The organism is Simiduia curdlanivorans (genome assembly GCF_030409605.1).
In the GTDB taxonomy this organism is placed as follows: Bacteria; Pseudomonadota; Gammaproteobacteria; order Pseudomonadales; family Cellvibrionaceae; genus Simiduia; species Simiduia curdlanivorans.
Genome location: NZ_JAUFQG010000004.1, coordinates 1617438 through 1640791, shown reverse-complemented (window position 1 = coordinate 1640791; position 23354 = coordinate 1617438). Strand labels below are relative to the sequence as shown.

The window sequence follows — 23354 nt, the reverse complement described above, 5'->3', positions numbered from 1 at the left end:
TCCTTCCTCTCTACTTTTGAGTTTCGCAGGACCATCAACTATGGCATTCTTGCGGGTAAAATTAATTAGGTGTGGCATCGCTGGCGCTCCGCGAAGTACTTCGTAGCAAAACCGAGTGTCGCACCTTAACAATCGCAACCAGCCGACTCGCTACGCTCTCGGCTGTTACGGGCGTTAGGAGACAAGGATCGAATATGGCAGATGTTACCGTAGCAGAACTAGCAGATGCTGTAGGTGCTCCAGTAGAGCGACTTCTAAAACAGATGCAAGATGCTGGTCTCTCTCAAAATAGCGCTAATGAATGCGTAACTGATCATGACAAACAAGTTCTTTTAGCATTTCTAAAAGAATCGCATGGAGCATCTTCTTCATCACCGGAAAAAGTAGCTCTAAAGAGAAGAGGGGTTACTGGCTCTGGCTTATCAAATGCAGCAACTTCTTCTAAGCCGGAAAGACTCTCTCCTGAAGAAGAGGCTGAAATACTTGCCGAAGAAATTCCAAAGGTTTTTATATCCTATTCCTACGACTCCAAAGAACATGAAACTTGGGTGGAGCAACTAGCAAAAATGCTTCGCTCAGATGGCATTGAGGCTATTTTAGATAAATGGTATCTACACCCAGGCGATCCAATTACGCAGTTTATGGAACAAGGCATCAGAGATGCAAATTTTGTTCTCATAATTTGCACAGAAAAATATAAGGAAAAATCTGATGCAAGAGTCGGCGGTGTCGGCTATGAAGAATCTATCATATCCTCTGATATGCTATCGAATTCAAACTATCGGAAATACATACCAATACTAAAATCTAAAAGCTATTCTGGGTCAGTTCCAATAGCATTGCACTCAAAAAAATATATAGATCTAACTAGCGAAGATACATTTAGCCCGTCATATCGTGATTTACTTTTAACACTTTATGGTAGGCGGCCAGAAGCACCGCCAATAGGCAAAGCACCTGACTATGTTCGCTCCTAACAAAGCCATCAAAAACCGTTCCGCTGTCGCTCCACTGGACGCGCTAATCGCGCGCCTCTTATGGCGGCGTTAAGGTCTCCATGGGAATCGAGTCACAGATAATAGAGCTAGAAAAATCACTTTTCCAAAGTGACATACGCAGCTCTATTTCCGAGCTTAGAAGTCGGCTTGCACCCGAATTTAGGGAGATAGCCTCGACAGGTGAAATCGTAGATCTACAAGATGTCTTAGAGAGGCTACCTAAAGAAAACGGATGGGAAGCTAAAGCTCAAGACTTTGAATTTAGCCGTCTCAGTGAAGATATTTGTATGTTGGTTTATAAGTCATTCCATAGGGCGTCGGGTAATTGCAAAGGTAAAAATTCCCTACGCTGTAGTATTTGGAAGAGATATGGAGATGTTTGGAAAATGGTTTTTCATCAAGGTACAAGCATTGAGTAGTAATAGATCATACCTTAACAAACGCAACCAAAACGGGCTGTCGCCCTCGACTCGCTACGCTCGCGTTTGTTGCGGGCGTTAGGCAATCAGATGTGGTACAAAAGATACGGATATAAACAACCATCAGGTAGTGGAGCTGCTACGATTCCTTATGTGGGTATTACCCTGTTTTTGGTAATTATTTGTATTCCAATTATAGTGATTTTCAAGACGCTGTTGCCACTAGTTGTCATGATTCCTGTTGCATTGGCATTCTTTTATATTGCGGAAAAAGTTGAATTAAGCCAAGGCCAAGAAATCCAAGATCAGCGGCGAATGCATCATTTAAAAAATGTCACGAAAAACTTTTTCCTTGGTCGGAAGCAAGAGACTTTGGAGTCTATTAGAAAAGCAAAAATATATGGTGAGCTGCCACCACAGGTTAAGAAAATTGAGAAGCATCTTGGTGAAGATCAATAGCCTAACAAGGCCAGCCAACACCGGCAACGCAAAAAACACGTTGCCTCGACTCGCTACACTTCGTTTCGCTCGCGGTTGCTGGCGGCGCTAGGCCCCCCAAGTTTATCACTAAAATTATTACTTATTTAAAATTAGGTTAGCTTATGATTATAAAGTTTATGTCAGGTGATGAGGAGTTATTCGCATTATTAGTTGAAAAAGAATTTCAATCTTCTTTTGAGGAATTGATGTTCGGCCTCAAAAAAGAATATTTGTTTGAATGTCGAAATAAAATATTTGGAAATATCTGTTTTTATGAGGTTTCGAGCTTGTCCAAGGAGAGAGTTGAAGCATGCCTATATTATATGAAAAGAAACACCACCCATAAAGTCTGGGCCTACTTTAGGGGAGAGGGATGGGATGAACACTTTTTTATCATCAATGCTGGAATGCTTACATGTAAATCTATAGATCCGCAGGGTGATACAGACTTAATGCCCCTGATCTACGATTGGTGGCATAAGGATCTGGGTGACATAAAAATTGGGTGCGAGTGGGAAAGTAGCAAAGAAGAGCTAACACCAGAAGCTATAGATAAGCTCCGAAAAGAAGTTAGTCATTATGATTCAAACGGTAATGTGATTGATGATCCCACTAAATTATTGGCAGATTTGAATGGGGATTTCTCAGGCAAAGAGATAGCGGCGCCATACCCTTCGAAAATCTGGAATTGGTATATACCGGCTTTTGAATCCTGCGCGAGAGAAATGATTAACAGGTCAGGATTCGTTCCCAATAACGGCATTGCATATCGAAGATCATATAGACTAAATGGCTACTTAGGATATGTTTGGTCCTTTGCGCAAGGGAATGTAGAGCATTTGTTGGTGCTGCGCTTAAGAAGCCGTGCATTGGGAACCAATAGCGGGTTCTTTGTAGAGATTCAACCTGGAATGTCGTTGGATGAAGCAATTGTTGCGGCCGCCCTAGTTGATGGCATCTATATGCCTCCTGAGTGGATACGTTATCCTAAAATAGTCACCATTGAAGACTTAGATGAGGTTGACGAAGGTCTAAACATGTCCTACCCAGAATATTTTAATGGGCGAATTGTTAGCTGGAAAGGTAACCTTAAGCAAAGCAAGGAAGGATATGTGTTCGTTGACGAGAAAAATTCTGAGCATCAAATTCTTGATAAATCATTAAAAAATAAAATTGCATCAGCGTCTGAAAAGTTCAAGATCGCGTTGAGTGATAAGGTGTCTGTTAGGGTTTTAATTCAAACAAATAGTGAGTACGAGCTACTCGAGGTGTTGGCGGCTGAAATTTATTCGGAGAAAGGTTCTAGTATAGGTGGTTGGAACACGATTGGAGAAAGCCCCTAATACTTATATGACTGAAGCCGTCTTTCAAGATAGATGCAACTTAATATGATTGTGCTTTTAATACCTATCGCAAATACTCCTGCTGGCGCTACGCCCAAGTGCAGATAGCAGGGCAGTGCAGCCGCTAGCTCTAACAAGACGCTCAGTAGGACGTTTTTGCCGTCGCTCGTTTTGTGCTTAAATAGCACAAAACAATCAACAACAAAAACGCCTATTAGCTTGGCGTTAATGGTCAATCCATGAAGAAACTGTTTCTGATGGTTATATTCCTGACGGCATGCACGTCAAATAAGACGGCAATGACCGATGAGGATAAACTCCGGTACCTGAAGGAGAATACTTTCGTTAATCGTTACGATACGGTAAGTAAAGACTTGATAGTGATTTACGCGCTTCAGCAGATGGTTCCAACGGATATGGAGTTCTGCTTAAAAGGCGATTCAACATTTAGCCTTGATGCAGTTAAGTTATCTATGAAAATTTATGGCTATAAGCTGCTCGATTGCGGAAATGGGATAACGAGAGTCAGTTTTTCGGACGTATTCGAACCGCAACAAAATTTCTACACGTTTAAATATATGGTTTGGAATGGGCCTCTATCTTCATCTTCAAAACAATGTAAAGTGAAAGTAAAAGACTTTTCTAATAGAGAAAATATTGAATGCAAGGTTCTATGGATCTCGTAGAAACCATACAAGTCTTCCTTAGCGCCTACGGATGGGTCAGCCAGAACGCTACGCTTCATGGTGCAGCTTAAGTACAGAATTCTACCGCTGGAGAAATTCATGGATAAATACCGCGTTACCAAAGAAGAAATTGAAACACTTTAAGGGCTATCAAAAACGCATTTTCTCAACGACAATGCAAAGCGAGTTAATACATTTCTCGGCAATCTAACCGGTATAACAAGTTTTAGCTTCCCTATCATTGAAGTAGAGCTCGGTCATGAATCTACAGAGTTTCACAATCACTATCACGAAGAAGAGTGCGCTTATATTTTCGAGGGTGTAGCGGACGCATAAATAAGTAACGACGTGTTTTCCGTGAAGGAAGGCGACTTTATCGGCAGAAAAGCCTGCCCTGGAACCTTGTTGATCTCGACAAGATTGTTGAACAATGGCTGGCAAGAAGACATCATAGTTTGCAGTGCTCGAGACGCCGTACAGGAAAATCTCGTGCTGGGCCGCCTACTTAATAAGGTAGAAAACTTGGAAATGTCGGATTTTCTTATCTTGTATAAAAACGGCGATGGCATTCTGGCCGATGCACTAGGAAGCAATATCGCATTTTCGTGTTGGTCTTGTGGCCACCCGGTGCTGGCAATCGCTAGACCAAACCAACCCGGCAGTGATGAAAATCACCCTGCAAGGTGTAAGGGATGTGTATAGATTATTTTCTCGACCTTCGGAGTCATGCACACAAGCTGTATATACATCAACTATATGCCGAATCCATGGCAAACGACCGGAGCGCCCATGAAAAAAAGCCTCACGTTTACTCTCCTGCTTGTCGCATTTTCCACCTGCGCACAGAGCGGCGCAGCATTAGACATTACGGAAATAGCACCAGGGGTATACATGCACACCTCTTACAAAATAATAGAGGGCTACGGGCAAGTGGGCTCGAATGGATTAATTGTGGTGGACGCGGGTGACGCCTATATTATCGATACGCCTTGGTCTGAAGCGGATACTGAGTCACTACTCGCTTGGATTGCGGCTCAAGGCTTGACCCTGGCGGCCAGTATTTCTACCCACTCGCACGAAGACCGTACCGCAGGCATCGAACTGCTCAATAGCCACACAGTGCCGACCTACACATCGGAACTCACCAAGTCGATTCTTTTTAGCGCGGGCAAGCCTATTCCAACACATACATTCAAGGGCAATGAGTTCACGTTGAAACAGGGGGTTATTGAACTCTATTACCCGGGTGCTGGGCATACAGCTGATAATATTGTCGTCTGGTTGCCAAAAAATAAGGTTCTGTTTGGCGGCTGTTTGGTGCGAAGCCATGAATGGAAAAGCTTAGGTTACGTAGGGGACGCCTCCATTCACATGTGGGCGAGCTCAGTTGAAAACATTAAAGCCAGGCAGTACACGATTGACATAGTTGTGCCCGGGCATGGCTCAGTTGGTAAAGTAGATATATTGGATCACACGATAGCACTCGCCAAGTTAGCTGCGACAAAACTCCCGCCAGTCAATATAGATGCATCGATAGATTAAGATAATCACGGGCTCTATTTCTATACCGGCACCGTCAGATTGCATATAATTTAAATCTATTGTTTCCATCGGCATACACACTACACCTCATGCATCTGACGCAACATTGCTAGCGAAATTTTACTAGTAAATATTGCCCAAGCGCCCACAAACAGAAAATGACAAAGCGCTTAAGTAGTGCGAAAACTCTGCAGACCTAGGTTTCTTTAGCTAGATTTAAGCAAAGGATTCGGTTAGGTGCCCAGGATTGAAATCTCTAGCAGCGTCATTAACGGCTAAACCACCATGGTTGGTGCTTCTTATATCACTAACTATTAGTTTCTTCGCTGCTCATATTACCAATTTACAATCCGAAAAAACCGGACAAGAGCGATTCCAGCGGCAAGTAGAGAAACTTAACGCCGATATACTGCACCATCTAGACACCTATTTGGGCTTATTGCGTGCCGGTGTAGGGGTTTATTACGCGTCTGACTCACTCAACCGCAGCGAATGGCAAAAGTTTGTAGAAACGCTGGAGATACAGCGCTTTTACCCGGGTATTCAAGGCATTGGTTATGCGCAGTATTTTCCCCATTCGGAAAGAGAAGCCTTTGAGGCGGCAATACGTGCAGAGGGCTTTGAGAACTTCACGCTGGAACCTTCATACCTACGCGACTACTACGCGCCTGTCACTTTCTTAGAGCCTTTCGATTGGCGCAATCAACGCGCCTTTGGCTACGATATGCTATCCGAACCCGTGCGTCGCGCAGCAATGGAACGCGCCCGCGATACTGGTGAGGCGAGCATTAGTAGCTATGTTGTGCTCGTGCAGGAAACTGATAAAGATGTACAAGCGGGATTTCTTATGTACCTGCCCGTTTATCGTGGAAAATTTGTACCTGAAGATTTGATGGCCAAACGCGCCCAACTGCAGGGTTTTGTGTATGCCCCATTTCGAATGAAAAAGTTGTTGGCCAACATCGCCGACGCCAGTGCCACCCAACTTATCTACCGTATAACCGACACCGCTGACGCCGTAGAAACCTTAGAGTTATTTCATTCAGACCCGGACGAAACGCAAACGCCGGGCAGTTTTTTTGACCAACGCGATATGACCTTTGCCGGTAGGACGTGGCAAATCAACACGTTAAGCACAGAGGCATTTGACCTAGAGCAAACTGATAATAGCGCCCTACTCGTGTTGATTGCAGGCTTAGTGGATAGCTTGCTGCTGTTTATCATGGCGTTAACGCTTTTTTCACATCGCCGATCGGCATTGGAGAACGCCGAACAGCTATCTGACCAGTTGCATCTTTCGAAAAAGTTTCAACAAATGGCCGACTTTGCGCCCACCGCGCTGATTACCGTGGATAAACACGGCAAGATTGACCTATACAACCAACAAGCACTGCAACTCTTTGGCTATTCAGAACAAGAGCTAGTTGGATTATCCATTGAAGATTTAGTACCACACAGATTTCGGGCCGAGCACCCAGAGTACCGAGCTAAATATTTACAAAAACCAGAGCAGCGAGCCATGGGTTCCGGCCGTGACTTGTACTGTCAAACCAAAAATGGTGTGGAGCTTCCGGTTGATATCGCCATCATGCCGGCACAACTGAATAAGTCTGGCTATACTGTTTGCTCGATCGTGGATATTAGCGAACGCAAGCGGCAAGAAAATCTGCTACGCCGAAAGTCTTCGGATTTGGAGCAATTTGTTTACGCAGTATCGCACGATCTAAAGTCGCCGCTGGTGGCCATTTCCGGTTTAGCTGATTTGGTTTCCAGCAAACTGGAGAACAATGAAGACAGTGAACTAGACTATTTAGTACAACGTATATCGGCCAACACTCGGCAAATGGAACGCCTGCTTAACGACTTACTCGAGGTGTCTAGAGTGGCCTATAAAGCCCTAGAACTAGAGCCTGTCGATATCACCGACCTTGCTGAACAAGTGTTGCTACTTAACAAGGAAGCCGTTGAAGCCTGCGGAGGCAGCTTGAATGTAACCTTCACTGAGGGATGCTTCAATGCCCACAAGACGCTGCTGCTACAACTCTATACCAATTTCATCAGTAACGCCGTTAAGTATCGGTCACCGCTTCGGACGCTTAAAGTAGACGTATCTATGCAAACAGATAACAAAGGCTCATTTATCAGCCAGATAAAAGACAATGGCATTGGCATTTCGCCTGAATGGCAGAGTCGGGTATTCGATTTATTTGTGCGCAAGGGCGAAGGCGATGGCTTGGGCTCTGGGGTGGGCTTGTCAATTTGTAAATCTGTGGTTGAGCGCCATCACGGTAGTATTTCTGTCGAGAGCGAAGAAGATGCCGGTGCGACCTTTTTGGTGACGATCCCGGCGCAGACAGGTTCACTGATCCACGCAGGCCGTCAACAATGAGTGAACCTCTACACATCCTTCATATCGATGACTCGCCTGATCACTTGAAGATCATGCAGTTCATGCTGTTAAAAGCCGGGCTTGCTCACGATCTCGTGCAATGTAAAAGTCGCGAGGAAGTAAAGGCGCTACTGGACACGAGCAACAACCATTTCGACTTGGTGATACTTGACTACCAAATGGGTGATAGCACCAGCGAAGACATGCTCAAATGGTTTGAGGGCGTGCCGGTCGTTGTCGCAACGGTTCACGAGGATGATGATTTAGACTCACAACTGATGAAAAAAGGCGCCGCCGATTTTGTTTCCAAAAGTGAACTATCTCCCAGGCTTTTGAAACGTATTATTCGCCACGCACTTGAACGCCAGTGTATCTTAAACCAGTTTATCGAAGAATCTTGGCACGACCCATTAACCGGCCTATACAACAGACGCTTCGCGATGCGAGAAATTACCCGGCTGATTGTCGATAAAAGACGCTACGGTAGAAATTTTTCCCTCGCCATTATTGACATGGATGACCTAAAATCGATAAATGATTCGCTCGGCCACTTAGCCGGCGATAAGGCCATCAAGTTCATTGCCGACGCCATGACCACGGTGGTTAGATCAGGCGACATTATCGCGCGATTTGGCGGCGATGAATTCCTCATGATCTTTCCAAACACAGAGATTGCCGATGCCAAAACGTCGTTGCTGCGATTTTTAGCCCATCTACAGGACAATAGCTTAACGGTGGACGGGAAAGACTATTGCTTAACGGCCAGCTGTGGCCTCGTCAGTTGTGGAGAAGCTAGCCTACAGTCCATTCTGGAGCGCGCCGATGCAAAGCTCTACCAAGCCAAAAGCGCTTGTAAAAACTGCGTAGTGTCTGAGTAGATTGAAAGAAAATATGAAAAGTGCACACCTTAATTTGCTGCTCGTTGAGGATAACGAGGATCACGCCATGCTAATTAAGACTGCGCTCGATGAAAGCGCCATCACACTAAGCCATGTAGGAACAGCGGAGCTCGCGCTTACTCGGCTACAAGATAGATCAAGCGACATACATTTACTTTTAGCGGACGTAAAATTACCCAATGGATCAGGCATCGATTTATTAAAATGGGTAAAGGCCGACAGACAGCTCGCACTTCTACCTGTCATCATGCTCTCGACATCGGCAAATCCAATCGATATCGCCGCAAGCTATAGCGCCGGCGCCAGCGGCTACATCACCAAGCCCGTCGGCCTCGGGCCAATGAAAGATAAACTCAAGCACTTTATTCGCTACTGGCTTGAGGTTTGCGTCGTACCTAACGGCAACTAGCCTACAATCTGTCGCCGGCTAAACTCTCTTTTCGCAGCATCAAATGAATGACGCTTAATGGCAGCGAAAGCGCACGCTTACAGATTGCCACAACGCTTTAGGTGCTACTCGTTATCGCAATCTTCACCCGTCGACGTAGACCGACAAGCGTTCCCTAATTCTTCAGCCAGCCGACGCCGTTAAAATCCAGGCTCCTAAGCTTTTACCAGCCACCAACAGGTACAAACATACAATTTTCGAGTTATGGCAACTGGGTAAAGCCCATTCTCCATGCGCTCGCCAACTTTGGCGTAGAGGGGCACGCCTTACGCGATTCCCTCGGACTTGCGAACCACAAAGAAGGCGGGCGCTTGCCGGTGGAAAAAGCCGCCGACGCTTGGCACCTCGCGGCGTAACTATCCGGCCACGACAATAGGATCGCGCGAGCTAGCCCACCACCGGGGGATTCAGTCAAAGCCTCCAACCCTTTAATCCTCTGCTGGCCTGCTGCTCTGCTTCTGGGCTTTGCGTGCCCTGCCGAAACGCCCAGCTTGTCGGGCACAAAAAAAGATTGCTGCGGGTGTCCGCTTTTTCTTTCCATCCCTGTTAAGGCATACAAGGATGAATGATTCATGCCTTTTTACAGACAACATCACTATGGAGAGTTTACCAATGAAAACACCCCTGAAAACCTTACTGTTCAGTTGTTGGGTCATATTTGCCGCCACCCAATCAGTTAATAGTTTGGCGCAATCCACCACCGGCTCAGGAACCCTGGGCTGCCCCGAGGGCTTTGCGCCCATTCCTTCTGGTTTAGCCTGTGCCGCGGTTAACTTGACCGGCGATATCAGCTGGGATATTCCACCAGGCACGGATTGCCCAAAAGGCTTTGAGCGGCCTGCCGGCGTGCGCTTTTGTATTGCCAGCAATTTGTCGTTAGACGTGCAAGACGACACCTTGTTAATCAGCAAATTTGTCGGCAGCGACTGTGGCCCTGGATTTTCAAGGGCACCCGGTACCACTATCTGTACCGCCGATAATCTGGTGTTGGATCTGGTAGACAACGAGGTCAAGCTCGCGCGCTTTACCGGCGACTGCCCTCGTGGCTTCCACCGCCCGCTTGGCTCGCGCTTTTGCGTAGCCGAAAATCTGACCCTTAAAACCCTGTCGGCACCACCTTCTCAGGATTGCCCGCCCGGGTTTATCCGCCCTGCAGGTGTACATTTCTGCATAGCATCCAACATGCTTTTCGCCGACGAGGGCCGCCTTAACGACTTGCCACCACCACAGGGCATATGTCCAGAGGGCTGGACCAAACCACGCAACGTAAACTTCTGCGTTCCCAAAAACATTGCCTCTGCCTGTGGCCGCGAATGCGGCACCGACTTTGCCACTATCGCCATCAAGCCAGCTTATGAAGGCGATGAGTTAGCGCCCTGCCCAGCAGGTAGCGTTGAAATTTGGTGGGATATGCCAGTGTACGACGAGCAAGGCTTGTTTGTGGTTGGTCACACCGCTACTCGCACCTGCATCCCTGAAAGCCTCGACCCTGCCGGTTAACGCTGGCAAAGATAAGGCGTAAACTGGACCGCGCGGCTGTGTTCCGCGCGGAGCCACAGGGAAATCAGTGTCCGGTTTTTTAGCGCGTTCTTGTTTTAGTACTGACATAGCTGTTGTATTGGCTTGTGTCAGTTCCCGAATACCCGATAAGCCCCCTTTTTACCGCTCAGGCATTACAAAGGGCGCAATTTAACCTCAGGCAAACGGAGTGCCTTTACCATGAAATATTCAAACTATTTTTCTTTAATACTTTTCACTAGTTTCACTTTAGGTGCCTTAATCACCGCGCCGGCGCAAGCGCAAGAGAGTGCCGGCAGCGATTGTCCGACAGGCTTTTATTCAACGCTACCCGGCGTCTGCGTGGCCAGTAGTCTTAACAGCGATACCATCACACCCCTGTCCAGCGCGAACGGCTGCCCGTCAACCTATGAGCACACGCCAGGCACCCAGTTTTGTAGCCGGCCTAATGTGGCGTTGAACTGGGAAAACGAACACTATTTGGTCACCGGCCCCGTTCACAAGGATTGCCCGAGCAACTTCAGCCGCGTACCCGGCAGCCAAGTGTGTATTGCCACTCACTTATCCTTGGCGCTGGTGGACAGAACGCTGACACTACTGGCGCCAAAACTGGCCTGTCCGCAAGGCTTTGAGCAGTTGCCTAAAGCGCGTTCATGCACCGCCATTCAGACGGGGCAAGGCCAAGCAACAGACGCCAGCATCGCGATGCCCGACTGCGCACCGGGCTTCATCAAACCACCCCACGTGCACTTTTGCATCGCCTACAGCGTCGCTCGCAACACCAGTGACCGGGTGAATTTTGGTATCACGCCACCGGCGGGAGATTGCCCAACGTTTTGGACTAAACATGCGGTTGGCGGCTTTTGCTTGCCAATTTCAACCGCCGTAAGTTGTGGGCCCGGTAGTTTTCCCTGCACCCACCGCCCAGGCGACAAGGTGGCCATTGTGGATGACCCAGGCTGCTGCCCCGATAGCTCAACTGTAATCATCGGTCACATGCCCGGCTTTAACGGCGACGGCGCGCTAGATCTCACCGCCAAACCGGTCGTGATGTGCCTACCGCCTGGCGAAGGTGAACATCTCAACTGTGTAGGGCTGCCAGATTTCGACCTGACCAATTAATCCCATTAATTTACCGAGGTTAAGGTTTGCTGCACCGCCGCGCCACGCGCTAACAAACGTTGCCGGTAACCCACCTGAAACAGGGCATGCTTGCTGAGTTGCACCATGCCCACATTTAACAACGCCAGTGCCTCTTCGCTAGCCCCGCGCTCTGACAGCGCCAGACCGAGCAACACCTGCGCCTCAGCCACCAAACTGTGCTGCTCAGGAAAATGATCAAGGCGTATTTGCAACGCCTGGCGCAACAAGGTTTCGGCCTCCGTTGGCTGGCCGGCTTCAATTAACGTTTGGGCGTAGCCCACTTGCGCATAAGTGGTGCGAATTTGCTCTGGCGACATAATTTCTAGTGCATCAGAAAACGTATGACCGGCCCGATCTACATCCCCCTGCGCCAACGCCAAAAGCGCCAACTGGGATTTACCGCGGCCAATTATTTCTCCGCTTTTGGTTGTGGTGATAAATATTTCCTGCATATTTTCCAACGCCTCAGCCGCAGCGGTATAGTCACCGGCGTCGCGCAACACCGCGCCCAGCCACATATAAGTAGCACCAATCTGCATACGGTTGCTGCCCTGCAAATCAATACTCAGCGCCAAACTTTCACGCAAATAAGCTTCTGCCTCGGTTAAGCGGCCCAACCGGTACTGTAAAACACCGATATTGCGCAGGCTGCTAGCCACATAAGCGTGGCGCTCACCCAGTATGGATTTTTGTAATTGCAGCGCTTGCGCGGCAATCTCCTCCGCCTGCCCGTAATACTCCATATCCGTCAGCATGATGACAAAATTCATTAAATGAACGGTGTAGTAAGAGTGCGCTTCACCCAAGACAACTTTTAAAATAGCGATAGCCTTTTCGACGTGTTCCCGTGCCGACTCAAAATCACCCTGTAAGTGCTCCACTAGCGCCAAATTATTTAGCGCATTGGCATGCTCTTCATTGTTACCAGCATTAAACCGTGCCAGCACTGCCAATGCCTGATGCAGCGTTGCCTTGGCCTGCGGATACAGGCGCTGCTGGTATTGTAATAAGCCGTAACCGGAAAGCGCTTCGCCATATTCATAACTGGGCTGTGCGCCAGTGGCTAAAGCTAACTGACGATGAATGGCCAAGCTCTCATCGAATAGCGCTTTGGCCTCATCATAACGGTTGGTGTAGGCGTAAACGTAAGCCAGCTGGGTGAGGGTGTTGCCCAGCTCCACGCCGACCGGTTTATCCATTCGGCGCAAACGCGCAAGCGAATCCTCGAGCAAAGCCAAGCTGTTGCTGTAGTTACCTTGGCTGAAATAAACCTCGCCTATCAAGGTCAACATATGAGCCTGAATTTCAGGCAAATTATCCAAGTCGGTCAATATTTTCGACTGACTTTTATCGAGCAGTTGTTTGGCCGTAATGGAATCTAGGCCAGCAACATTTGGATCGGCAGCTTTGAATACATTAACCAGAAAATCAGACACCTGCTGCGCTTTGTCGCGCTCGATTTGACTCGCGCTTAAGGCGCGTCGAATCTGGCCGGATTGGTAGGTAACGGTGCCCGCATAAACCACCAATAGTAGTGCGAAAGCCGACACTGCTGCTAATGCGCGCCAATGACGACGGACAAATTTAGTGCTGCGGTAGGACCAGCTAGGGCTTTGCGCTAGCAGCGGCCTTCGCTCAAAGTAAGCTTCCACATCGGCGCGAAACATGTCCATGGAGGCATAGCGCTGCGGCATTTTATTGGCCAACATTTTAACAATGATGGCATCCAGATCGCCGCTAAGTTTGCGCCGCAAGGACGGCAATTCAACCCCGCGCAATTGACTGATTTGCTCAGGCGTGTAGGTCAGCTGATCGCTCCCATCCGCTACCGGCAACATCACCACAGAGCTTGGCCGGGTCGGCTCCTGCTCGCAAATAGCTCGAACAAGCTTAGCAACAGACGTGGCTAGATTGCGGTAGGCGCGACGCCCAGTGAGCAACTCATAAGCCACCAACCCCAATTGATAAACATCGGTTGCCACGGTAATTGCGCTATTCGTTAATTGCTCTGGCGCCGCAAAACCCGGTGTTAAAAGTTGCTCGCCCGTGCGCGTTAAATCCGACAGGTCTGTCTCACCCAACAGCTTTGCAATGCCAAAATCCAATAACTTAACCTGGCCATCAGCCGTGACCAAAATATTGGAGGGCTTGATATCGCGGTGCACAATCAAATGTTGGTGGGCAAAGCCCAACGCGTTAGCCACCTGTAATAACAGGCGCAAGCGCTGATCTACCGACAACTTACGGCTATCGCAATAAGTGTGAATAGGCTGCCCGGCCACATACTCCATAACAAAATAAGCCAAACCGTCGGCGGTCAAACCACCGTCATACAACTGCGCAATATTGGGATGGACCAGCGATGCCAGCAACTGTTGTTCACGCTGAAAGCGCTCGATCACTAACGCCCGGCCCTTATCATTAAGCAGTAATTTGATCGCGACTTGCTGCTCAAATGCGCCCTGGGTGCGCTCGGCACGATAGACAAGCCCCATGCCACCGCGACCAATTTCCTCACACAAACGGTAGGGGCCAATCAGTGCGCCGGTATAGTCAGAGGGCGAACTAGATTGCTCAAGTGAGGTGCTTGTTTCAAGTGGCAGTGATTGCGAAAAATCGCCAGCCAAATCCAATGCTGGCCTATCCAAAAACGCTGGAGCATGCTGGCCAGCTCGCAGCAACGCTGCAACCTCTTCCAACAACTCATGATCTTGCCCACACTGGGCGGCTAAATAAGCCAATTGTTCAGATTCAGGTTGATCCAACACCTGATCGAGAACCAACTGAATTTCCTGCCAACGCGCCTTGGAGTATTTTATCGCCATATAAATTAATTCATCAGTGCCTGACTTAATAGTGCCTTGGCCTTTTGCCAATTACGCCTAACCGTGCGTTCATTTACGGCAAACACCAACGCTATTTCAGCTTCATTCATACCGCCAAAAAAGCGCATCTCTACCAACCTTGCAAGCTGTGCATCAATCGCTCGAATTTCCTCGAGCGCATCGTTCACGGCCAATAGCGTACTCACATTGTGATCGCCCTGTAGGTCTGCCTCAGCATAGGTAACCTGCTGCCAGTCGCCGCCTCGTTTTTGCGCATTTTTTTGCTCCGCATAATTGATTAATACATGACGCATAGCCGTTGCCGCAATGGCAAAAAAATGTTCCCGATTGCCGGGTTGCGCCTGCTGGTTATTGAGTAATTTTAAATAGGCTTCATTGACTAAAGCCGTGGTGCAGATGGTGTCCACCGACCAAACCTTGCGCAATTGACTGCGGGCAATCTTGCGCAATTCTTCATAGACGACCGGAAAAATACGATCGAGAACGTCGTCTTTACCCTGCAGGTGTTCATTGAGTAGCTGGGTGATATCCAGGTTATAGGGCATAGCCAAAGACCTCGTCGAACGACACATCGGTTTTTATTATTGTATAGGCTAACGTAAAGCGCGAAGCCTGTCTGTGATCCCGGTAACCCGATGTCACGAATGCCAACCTATTTCAATCTTGGCGCTACCGAATACAAATCTAATGGCTCAGGTAGAATATTGACTAACGTCTGGCTCTTACGAAGAAAGTACCATTTTTAGACGTCTAGGCACTAACCCTTAATCCTGTCTCCCACTAGGTAAACCCTTAAATCGAAACATCGACGCGACGCCAAAACGCCGAGCCAATATCGCTGCCACATAAACACCGCACAAATTCGCCAATACATCGCCGCCATCGGGCGTTCTGACAGGAATGTAGAACTGGCTTATCTCTTCAATAACGGAGAACACAAAAACCAACCCGCTGCCCCACATGAAATTTACCGACCCTAAACGCGGAAAAAAAGCAAACTCCATTGTAAATGCGGCACCTTGTAATGCCATGTTCAGCAATAAGGCGAGCACAAGGTAGAGCGTAAAGTGACTTAATTTGTCGCCATAAGGCACTCGCTTTACCCATTCAAATATTGCACCTTGAAAGCCGACATCCGCTGAAATAATTATCCAACAGATGAAAACAAAGAATAGCAAGGTTAGAAGCCCAAAAAATATGCGCATTTTCGACTAGGATCTTATTGTGAAAGGCGGCCACAATGGCCGCATATTAACGATTGACCTTTGACTATGATTTTTACTGGCAGGCTGAGTCTGACGTTCTATCGAGTGGCTTTTGACCAACCGAATACCAATCGATATGACGAGTCAAAAACATAAACAGACCTAACACCGAAAACAGCAGTATCGCGCCCATTAACAAGGCGTAATCCTCGGCGCAAAGCAAGGCATAAAGAAACCCGTAGAGCGCGGTTAGCCCCGCTGTAAAACCTAGGGCTCTATAGACACTAGCCAACACGTAACTAAGGTAGAAACCAATAAGTAATATGCAGGCGGCAGCGGAAATGGTGTAGGACAAGCCGAAGCTAATGTGCTCAGAAAGAGACACCAACAATAAATAAAAGAAAGCTAATGACAACCCCACTAATGCGTACTGCACTGGGTGTACCACCAGCCGTTTCAACACCTCAAATAATACGAAGCTACCAAATGTTAAGGCGATAAATAACAAGGCGTATTTTATTGCACGATCACTTTTCACGTAGCGATCAACGGGGTCGATTAAACTAACACCAAAGGCTTTACTACCAAAAGCGTTGCACTCACCGGCCATACAACGATCAAAGCTTTCAACAATATTGCTTGAAAAATACGATGTATTCCACGTAGCTGAAAACCCCTCGGCGCCAACACTTCGACTTGCGGGTAACTGATTTCCCATAAAGCTTGGGTGCGGCCAGTCAGAAACCAATTGAACGCGGGTCTCCTTGCCGACAGGGGTAATACTGAGGGATTCGGTACCCTGTAAGCGCAAGGCGAGAGAGAAATCCATGCGCGTCTTTTTGCTGATATCTAACCGCTCCAACATGGCGTGCACGCCTTCGCCAAGCTTGGACACATTGGCACTCGGCGCCATGGTGATGGCCTTGCCATTTACCTCGATAGTCAGCGCATTTTCGATACCGCGAATATCTTCGATTGCCAGTGCGATATAGGGATCAGAGAAGCGTGTTGTTTCGTCGTCGCCCTGCACGCCAAAATTACTGGGCACCTGAAAGTGGCCCGACAATGTCGCATCTGCGTGGTAGAGCAATGCCTCGTAGATACCACGGCTTCGAACCTCGGTAGTCAAATTGGCATTGAGGTCAAATTTCTCCGGCAGCAGATAGTGCACACCAGCCTGCCACACCTCTTCCTGTACACGGGCATTGGTTTGAGCCTCAACTTTCCACTGCAATACCTTTTTTCGATAGGGCAGCACCAGAATGGGGCCAGAAACTTTTTGACTAAACGTAGAGCTCTGTGCAATTTCGTGCAGGACTTGCTGATGTGTCTGCTGCCGATCCTCAATAACGCCATCAATCATGCTGATAGGCACCAATAGCAGCAGTATCAAAGCTGCTAGCGATAAACATTTATACAGTAAAGGGCGCTTCATTCTAAACTCCGAGTTAGGTCGAAGCTTTAGTCTGAACGCCCTGTGTGTGGGTAGGATGTGGATATTGTGAAGATCGGGTGAGTTTTACGAGCACCCAGCAGATTTAAACTGTCGAGATCAGGATTGAAGCCGCTACACCAGCGCCAGTATTGCAAATGGAGAGTGAACCCGCGTGTAAATGAGCGACTTCTTGAACGAAATTCAAACCCAACCCTGTGCTTTTTTTACCCGTTTTTGGACGCGCTAAGGAGTAGAAGCGCTCGGTTAACCGCGCCAGCGCAAACTCGGGGATTTGTGGCCCAGTGTTTGTTATTGTGAGCGTCAAGGTCCCTGGCTGCGCTTGCGAAAATATTTCTATTTGTCCAGCGTCCGGGCAGAAATCTAAGGCGTTGTCGAGCAAATTTGTAAAGGCCTGGCGCAAAAGAAATGGGTCCCCCTGCACCATTAGCCCCTCTGCCAGATGATTTTTTAGCTGTAGCTGCGCTTGAATAATACGGGCAGCCTGGCTCGCTAGAATGCTTTGCCAAAGTTCGCTGATATCAACGGCCACGCGCGTATTTAAGCCTTGCTGCTGTTCTATTTTCGCTAGACCTAACAAGCGCTCGATCATCTGTTGCATGCGCAAACTTTCACTATCGATATTATCTATAAACCGCCGGCGCTCTGCTTCTGTCATGGGCGATTGCAATAATTCGGTGGCGGCCCGAATGGCGGTTAACGGGCATTTCACTTCGTGCGCCAGGGTTTGCACATAGCGCTCCACATAGGCCTTACCTTCTAACTCAACGCGCATCGACTCCAAGGCGCAGGCCAATTCATTGAGTTCGCCGCTGGTCACTTTGCCAATTGGCAGAGCTGGGCGCTGCCCCTGACTCACCGCTAATGCATAGTGGCGTAAACGCCGCAACTCACGGGTTAACCACCAGGTAAACAACAAACCCAACAACAAGCCGACAGTAATCACCAGAACACTTTGTAGTATCAGCCGATTGCGCGCCTTTTGTAAAAACGGCTCCATGGTGTGATTCGGTTTAGACACCGACACCGCACCAATAATTTTGCCCTTGTCGATAATAGGTGCCGCAATATACATAACACTCGAAGGCTCCCCATTAAACATTTCGGTAGAAGAGCGAGCGCCGTATTGCCCGCGCAAGGTCAGATAAACATCATTCCAACGCGAGTAATCCTGGCCCGCAGCTTGATTGGCTGAATCAAACACCACTCGCCCCACGTCATCGGTTACATAAATGCGGTGATTGGTTGAGGTTTTATCTACCCCCCAAATATTGGCGTCTAATGTCCGCTGCCCATAGGCTGCAAAAATTTCCGCCAGTGCTGTATCACCTAAACGGTTCGTCTTTAATGGATCGCGCAATATCTCAGCCAAAAGATTGGCGGTATCCACCAAGGTTTCTTCGGTTGTTTGGCGAATAGCCGGCTTGATTTCATTCAACACACTGTTGACCAAGACATAGCCGGCAATGGACATGAAAATGACATAGAGCAGAAAAATGCGGGCACTAAGCGACCTTAATTTAAGCCCGGCTGATAACTGTAGCCAAAACCACGCTCTGTTTTGATGGGCTCAACCCCAGCGTTGACTGCCCGAAGTTTAGCGCGCAATGCTTTGATATGGGTATCAATGCTGCGATCATAGGCGCCGTTGACTGAACTGCCGATGGTATTGAGTAACTGATCTCGGCTGAAAACTCGCGACGGCTGGGACAGGAGTGTTTGTAACAGTAGATATTCAATACGCGTTAAATTGAGGGTTTGGCCATAGTAATGAACTTTCATCGCCGCGGTATCAATGGAAAATTGGGCTGGCGTCATCTGCGCGCTGGGCTGGACAACGGCATAACGCCGTAAAATAGCTTTTACTCGCGCTGCCACTTCGCGCGGGCTAAAAGGTTTAACCACATAATCGTCGGCACCGATTTCTAGGCCGACAACTCGATCGACTTCATCACTGCGCGCCGTTAGAAATAACACCGGCACTTGCGAGAACTCGCGCAGCAATTTACACGCTTCAAAACCACTTATGTCGGGCAAGCCAACATCCATGATCACCAAGTCCACCGCTTGCTCGCGCACATAATTCAGTGCATTAGCGGCGAGACTTTGCCAGTGGGTGGTAAAGCTTTCCCGCTGCAACACAAAACTCAAGCTTTCTGCGATGGCGGCTTCATCTTCCAAAATCAATATATGCGGCATGAATCTACTGGGATGCGTGAGTTTAAAATTGGATTCTACAACATTGATGCGCAGCTTATTGGGTGAGCTATGCAATCGTCTAAACTTGCTCACTCGAAAGAAAGGCAACAACGCAGCTGTTCGACTCAACCGAGTTTTCACCCTGACGGCCTAGGTGAAACGACTACTCCGGCCGCTGACCGACAAGTTCTACCCCTTCCCCCACTTGACCGACACCGTTAAAATTCTGACCCGCAAGCTTTTGCCAGTCATAAGTAGGTACAAACGTGCAATTTTCGAGTTATGGCAACTGGGTAAAACCTATTCCGCATGTGCTCGCCCGTTTTGGCGTTGACGGGCACGCCTTACTTAGTTCTCTCGGGCTCGCCAATCACAAAGAGGGCGAGCGCCTACCGGCGGAAAAAACCGCTGAAGCATGGCGCCTAGCCGCGCAATTATCTGGCCAACCATCAATTGGCATACATGCTGCCAAGGCGATTCACCCAGCAAGCTGGGGAGCGCTGGGGCACGCCGTACTTTCCTGCGAAAATTTGCATCACGCCATTTCACTGTTGCTTAAATACCCGGCTTTTATCAGCGATTCGATTCGAATTGAGGCTTATGAAGGCACTGAAACATTTACGCTAGAAACCTTTCCGGTATCGAAACAATTGCCGGGTGTTGAATCACTCGAATTTGGCATGGCCACTGGGTTTCAGCTACTCAACGCGATTTTTCCTGCGCAGTTAAAGCTAAAATCCCTGAGCTTAACCCGCACTGAAAATTGCGACGCGACAAGCTATCAGGAATTTTATCAGTGTGAGGACGTTTTCTTCGGCCAAGCCTCTGCCAAACAAGTTTTTTACCGTAAAGACATTTATTTGCCCCTGCCCTTTGCCAACGCAGAATTAACCGAACACCATGAAAAACTGGTGCAACAACAACTGCAGAAACAGGGCTTCGATTTTGAAAAAAACACCTTTATCGAGCAAGTAACCGCGCGACTACGCCAGCAGTTAAACGCGGGGCACATTAATCAAACCAAGATCGCTGAAGAGCTAAATATCAGCAGTCGTCACATGCAAAGAAAGCTAAAGGCGCTTAACACCAGCTTTAGTGATTTAGTGGATAGTATCCGAAAAGAAAGTGCGTTAGCGTTACTAAAGAGCAGACAAAAATCATTAACCGATATTGCCCACCAACTCGGCTTTTCCGACCACAGCAATTTTACCCGCGCATTCAAGCGCTGGCATGGCTTAACGCCGACACAGTTTTTGGAACTAGCGATACAACAATCAGCCGCTAACCGTTAAGCTTTTTAGCCTCAACCGGCTACTCAACTCACAGCGCTGAGGCCTTAGCAACCTTAACGCGTCTTCCCCAAAGCACTGAAAACTGCTCGCTAACGCGCCCTTCACTGCCGCTGGTAAAAAAAATATCAGCCCCCGGCAGGCGCCCCTGACGAATCAAATGTAATTGCGTTAACCGCCTTATCACCTCTCGGGCGACGGCCTGCGCGGTATCAATAATACCTACCTTCGGGCCGGCAATGGTTTTTATAGCATCGGTTAGAAAAGCGTAGTGGGTGCAACCCAGCACCAGCTGATCGACACCTCGAGCCACTAAGGATTGCACATATTGTTGTATTAACTGTTTAGTGTCAGGTTCATCAAAGGCTAGGTTTTCCACCTGCTCCATTAGGCCGGGGCAAGCTTGCAGCTCAATACGCCCCGCATCAGCTAAGCGCAGGACTAACGCCAGAAAAGCCGGACTCTTGATGGTTTGATGGGTCGCCAAAACGCCCACCACCCCGCGTTTGCTCGCTTGGCAAGCGGGCTTGATACCAGGCTCCACACCCACAAAGGGGATCGAATACGTTTGCCTGAGTTTTTCAATGGTCGAGACAGTGGCCGTGTTACAGGCCACCACCACAATCTTAACTTGCTGCGCCAATAGAAAATCGACAATACTGCACGCTCTTTTATAAATAAAAGCTTCTGTTTTTTCGCCATAAGGCGCGTGCAGCGTGTCTGCAACATAAACGATATCTTCCCCGGGCAATAGCGCTCGTATCTCACGTGCAATAGACAGGCCTCCCACCCCCGAATCAAATACACCTATCGCTTGCTCTGAGCCAATCACACATCACCCTTTGTTTCAACGTCATGTATTTTTAACGTATTTTTTTAATAAACAGTGTCGCCAAGCCTAACCATCTGAGGCTGCCTTATGCGCCGCATAAAAAAGCCGCCCTTAGGGGCGGCTTAGACAATCGGCTTTAGACAACCAAACTACTGCACGATGGTAATCGGGTAAACCGCCGATTTTTTACCACTGGGGTTGAGCGCTTTCATCTCTGGCACTAGTTCGGTAAGGGTTTTCTCGCGATTGCCGGGCGCGGGGTGGGTACTTAGAAATTCTGGGCCACCAGCACCACCGCTTTGCTCGCCCATTTTACGCCACAAACTTGCCGCCGCTTCGGGCTTGTAACCGGCGCGACTGGCCAGCTCGGTGCCAATGCGATCGGCCTCTGATTCCGCGGTGCGGCTATTAGGCAACTCAAGCGCCAACTTCGCAGCCAAGGCCGCTCCCGTTAGCGCCACGGCGTGGTTATCGGCGGCCACACCGGCGGCAACCACACCTAAATTAATAGCCATAGCCCGCGACATGCGCTCGGCCGTGTGATTGGCCAGGGCGTGGGATATTTCGTGGCCCATGATCTGCGCCATTTCATCATCGGACAAATCGAGCTTGTTGATAATGCCGGTATAGATAGCCATGCGACCACCCGCCATACACCAGGCATTGATGGTTTCCGGGTCATCGATAATCGCGACACTCCACTCCCAATCAGCGCTGTTTGGGTACATAGCCACGGCTTCAGTGACCAAGCGCCCAGTCACATTCTGCACCCGCTTGACGACTTTCGGGTCGGTTACCAACTTCTTCTGCTGATCCAACTCCGCCACCGTACCTAAGTAGGCTTTTTTCGATTCGACAATGGCAGATTCCGGCGATATCAGCATTAATTGGCGACGGCCGGTAGGGCTAGTGGTGCAGGCCGCCACCAGCGTAGAAAGGCACAACAGGTAAATCAGGTGTTTAATCATGGTTCTCAAAGCTTCCTTTTTAATTAACCTAGTCAACAATGACGGCGATTATACGGCATACCGACGCGCTAAGTAGCGCCCCCGTCTCAGCTTGCTAACGCGCATCGGGTTTGTAAATCACCACAGAGCCTGCCATCAGGTCGTGGAAACCGCGCTTCTTCGCATCGATTCCAACCCAAATAAATCCCAGGAAGAGCGCAAAAGCAGAGACAAAATAGCCCAGATAGCGAATTAAGGATTGACCGAAACTCAACGGCGCCAAGGTTTTCGCATCGACGATTTGGGTATCTAACACCAGCTTTCCAGGTGTGCCGAGAAACTTCATCCAGCAGAAGACGTAGATAGCTAAGTAAACACCACCCTTGGCCAAAAACTGCTGGCCAAGCGCCGCCAACGCCAGCATTTGCTGGTCCAGCGGTGCGCTGTAGTCCATAGTTGCGAGAGGGTTATCGAAGATGAAATAAAACGGTAGCGCCAAACCCACGCCAAACACCACTGAATCGATTACAAAGGCCAAGAAGCGTATCCAAAAGCCGGCGTATTTAGGCTCGGTGTGGTCGAGATCTAGCTGTAATTCCATGGCCTTGCTCCTAGATAAAGCCAGCACTGTAGCTCGAAGCTGATGCACAATCAAAGCCGATTAGCGCGGGAGACAGCGCTTAAGCAAGCCAAATATTCGGCCCATGCTGACCCTGGG

Annotated in this window: 21 protein-coding genes; 12 read left to right on the top strand and 9 right to left on the bottom strand. The window is 48.7% G+C overall.

Features of this window, described 5'->3' with window-relative positions:
* Positions 1 to 194: 194 nt before the first annotated feature.
* The 11 genes from QWY82_RS07385 to QWY82_RS07340 all read left to right on the top strand — a co-directional run bounded on the left by QWY82_RS07385 (position 195) and on the right by QWY82_RS07340 (position 11844).
* Positions 195 to 977 (top strand): translation initiation factor IF-2 N-terminal domain-containing protein, encoded by a 783-nt coding sequence (locus QWY82_RS07385; protein WP_290260958.1) that lies wholly within the window; start codon positions 195 to 197, stop codon positions 975 to 977.
* 80 nt (positions 978 to 1057) lie between these two features.
* Positions 1058 to 1417 carry a nuclear transport factor 2 family protein gene (locus tag QWY82_RS19900; protein ID WP_353958680.1) on the top strand — a complete coding sequence of 120 codons (360 nt, stop codon included), beginning with the start codon at positions 1058 to 1060 and terminating at the stop codon, positions 1415 to 1417.
* 90 nt (positions 1418 to 1507) lie between these two features.
* Complete coding sequence (locus tag QWY82_RS07380) at positions 1508 to 1876, top strand: hypothetical protein (RefSeq protein WP_290260957.1); 369 nt, start codon at positions 1508 to 1510, stop codon at positions 1874 to 1876.
* Between the two features lie 143 nt (positions 1877 to 2019).
* The gene (locus QWY82_RS07375; protein WP_290260955.1) at positions 2020 to 3240 is read left to right on the top strand and encodes a hypothetical protein; all 1221 of its coding nucleotides are present in this window, start codon (positions 2020 to 2022) and stop codon (positions 3238 to 3240) included.
* Positions 3241 to 4274: 1034 nt separating this feature from the next.
* Positions 4275 to 4628 (top strand): hypothetical protein, encoded by a 354-nt coding sequence (locus QWY82_RS07370; RefSeq protein WP_290260953.1) that lies wholly within the window; start codon positions 4275 to 4277, stop codon positions 4626 to 4628.
* Positions 4629 to 4715: 87 nt separating this feature from the next.
* Positions 4716 to 5468, top strand: coding sequence for a DIM/SIM/IMP family subclass B1 metallo-beta-lactamase (gene blaDIM, locus QWY82_RS07365; RefSeq protein ID WP_290260951.1), 753 nt, complete (start codon positions 4716 to 4718; stop codon positions 5466 to 5468).
* 247 nt (positions 5469 to 5715) lie between these two features.
* Positions 5716 to 7857 (top strand): CHASE domain-containing sensor histidine kinase, encoded by a 2142-nt coding sequence (locus tag QWY82_RS07360; RefSeq protein ID WP_290260949.1) that lies wholly within the window; start codon positions 5716 to 5718, stop codon positions 7855 to 7857.
* The gene (locus tag QWY82_RS07355) at positions 7854 to 8735 is read left to right on the top strand and encodes a GGDEF domain-containing response regulator (protein WP_290260948.1); all 882 of its coding nucleotides are present in this window, start codon (positions 7854 to 7856) and stop codon (positions 8733 to 8735) included. The genes QWY82_RS07360 and QWY82_RS07355 overlap by 4 nt, the downstream gene beginning before the upstream one ends.
* A gap of 13 nt (positions 8736 to 8748) precedes the next feature.
* Positions 8749 to 9165 carry a response regulator gene (locus tag QWY82_RS07350; RefSeq protein ID WP_290260946.1) on the top strand — a complete coding sequence of 139 codons (417 nt, stop codon included), beginning with the start codon at positions 8749 to 8751 and terminating at the stop codon, positions 9163 to 9165.
* 651 nt (positions 9166 to 9816) lie between these two features.
* Positions 9817 to 10704: a hypothetical protein gene (locus tag QWY82_RS07345; RefSeq protein WP_290260944.1), complete on the top strand. Its 888-nt coding sequence runs from the start codon at positions 9817 to 9819 to the stop codon at positions 10702 to 10704.
* 219 nt (positions 10705 to 10923) lie between these two features.
* On the top strand, positions 10924 to 11844 hold the full coding sequence (locus tag QWY82_RS07340) for a hypothetical protein (protein ID WP_290260943.1): 921 nt from the start codon (positions 10924 to 10926) through the stop codon (positions 11842 to 11844).
* Positions 11845 to 11849: 5 nt separating this feature from the next.
* Here QWY82_RS07340 and QWY82_RS07335 read toward each other — a convergent pair whose 3' ends face one another.
* The 6 genes from QWY82_RS07335 to creB form a co-directional block, all read right to left on the bottom strand.
* On the bottom strand, positions 11850 to 14741 hold the full coding sequence (locus QWY82_RS07335) for a serine/threonine-protein kinase (RefSeq protein WP_290260941.1): 2892 nt from the start codon (positions 14739 to 14741) through the stop codon (positions 11850 to 11852).
* A complete protein-coding gene (locus QWY82_RS07330; RefSeq protein ID WP_290260938.1) occupies positions 14696 to 15256 on the bottom strand; it encodes an ECF-type sigma factor in 561 nt (186 codons plus the stop codon). Before QWY82_RS07330 ends, QWY82_RS07335 begins: the two co-directional genes overlap by 46 nt.
* Before the next feature lie 219 nt (positions 15257 to 15475).
* On the bottom strand, positions 15476 to 15916 hold the full coding sequence (locus tag QWY82_RS07325) for a VanZ family protein (protein WP_290260936.1): 441 nt from the start codon (positions 15914 to 15916) through the stop codon (positions 15476 to 15478).
* A 73-nt stretch (positions 15917 to 15989) separates the two neighbouring features.
* Positions 15990 to 17351, bottom strand: a complete 1362-nt coding sequence (creD, locus tag QWY82_RS07320) for a cell envelope integrity protein CreD (RefSeq protein WP_290260934.1) — start codon at positions 17349 to 17351, stop codon at positions 15990 to 15992.
* A 103-nt stretch (positions 17352 to 17454) separates the two neighbouring features.
* Entirely contained in the window at positions 17455 to 18867 is a 1413-nt protein-coding gene (gene creC / locus QWY82_RS07315; protein ID WP_290263494.1) for a two-component system sensor histidine kinase CreC, read from the bottom strand.
* A gap of 17 nt (positions 18868 to 18884) precedes the next feature.
* Complete coding sequence (gene creB / locus QWY82_RS07310) at positions 18885 to 19568, bottom strand: two-component system response regulator CreB (RefSeq protein ID WP_290260933.1); 684 nt, start codon at positions 19566 to 19568, stop codon at positions 18885 to 18887.
* A 266-nt stretch (positions 19569 to 19834) separates the two neighbouring features.
* Here creB and QWY82_RS07305 point away from each other — a divergent pair, with 266 nt between their 5' ends.
* On the top strand, positions 19835 to 20860 hold the full coding sequence (locus QWY82_RS07305; RefSeq protein WP_290260931.1) for an AraC family transcriptional regulator: 1026 nt from the start codon (positions 19835 to 19837) through the stop codon (positions 20858 to 20860).
* Positions 20861 to 20888: 28 nt separating this feature from the next.
* Here QWY82_RS07305 and murI read toward each other — a convergent pair whose 3' ends face one another.
* The 3 genes from murI to QWY82_RS07290 all read right to left on the bottom strand — a co-directional run bounded on the left by murI (position 20889) and on the right by QWY82_RS07290 (position 23237).
* A complete protein-coding gene (gene murI / locus QWY82_RS07300) occupies positions 20889 to 21689 on the bottom strand; it encodes a glutamate racemase (protein ID WP_290260929.1) in 801 nt (266 codons plus the stop codon).
* A gap of 149 nt (positions 21690 to 21838) precedes the next feature.
* Positions 21839 to 22657, bottom strand: coding sequence for a M48 family metallopeptidase (locus QWY82_RS07295; protein ID WP_290260927.1), 819 nt, complete (start codon positions 22655 to 22657; stop codon positions 21839 to 21841).
* A gap of 94 nt (positions 22658 to 22751) precedes the next feature.
* Positions 22752 to 23237 carry an RDD family protein gene (locus QWY82_RS07290; protein WP_290260925.1) on the bottom strand — a complete coding sequence of 162 codons (486 nt, stop codon included), beginning with the start codon at positions 23235 to 23237 and terminating at the stop codon, positions 22752 to 22754.
* Positions 23238 to 23354 lie beyond the last annotated feature (117 nt).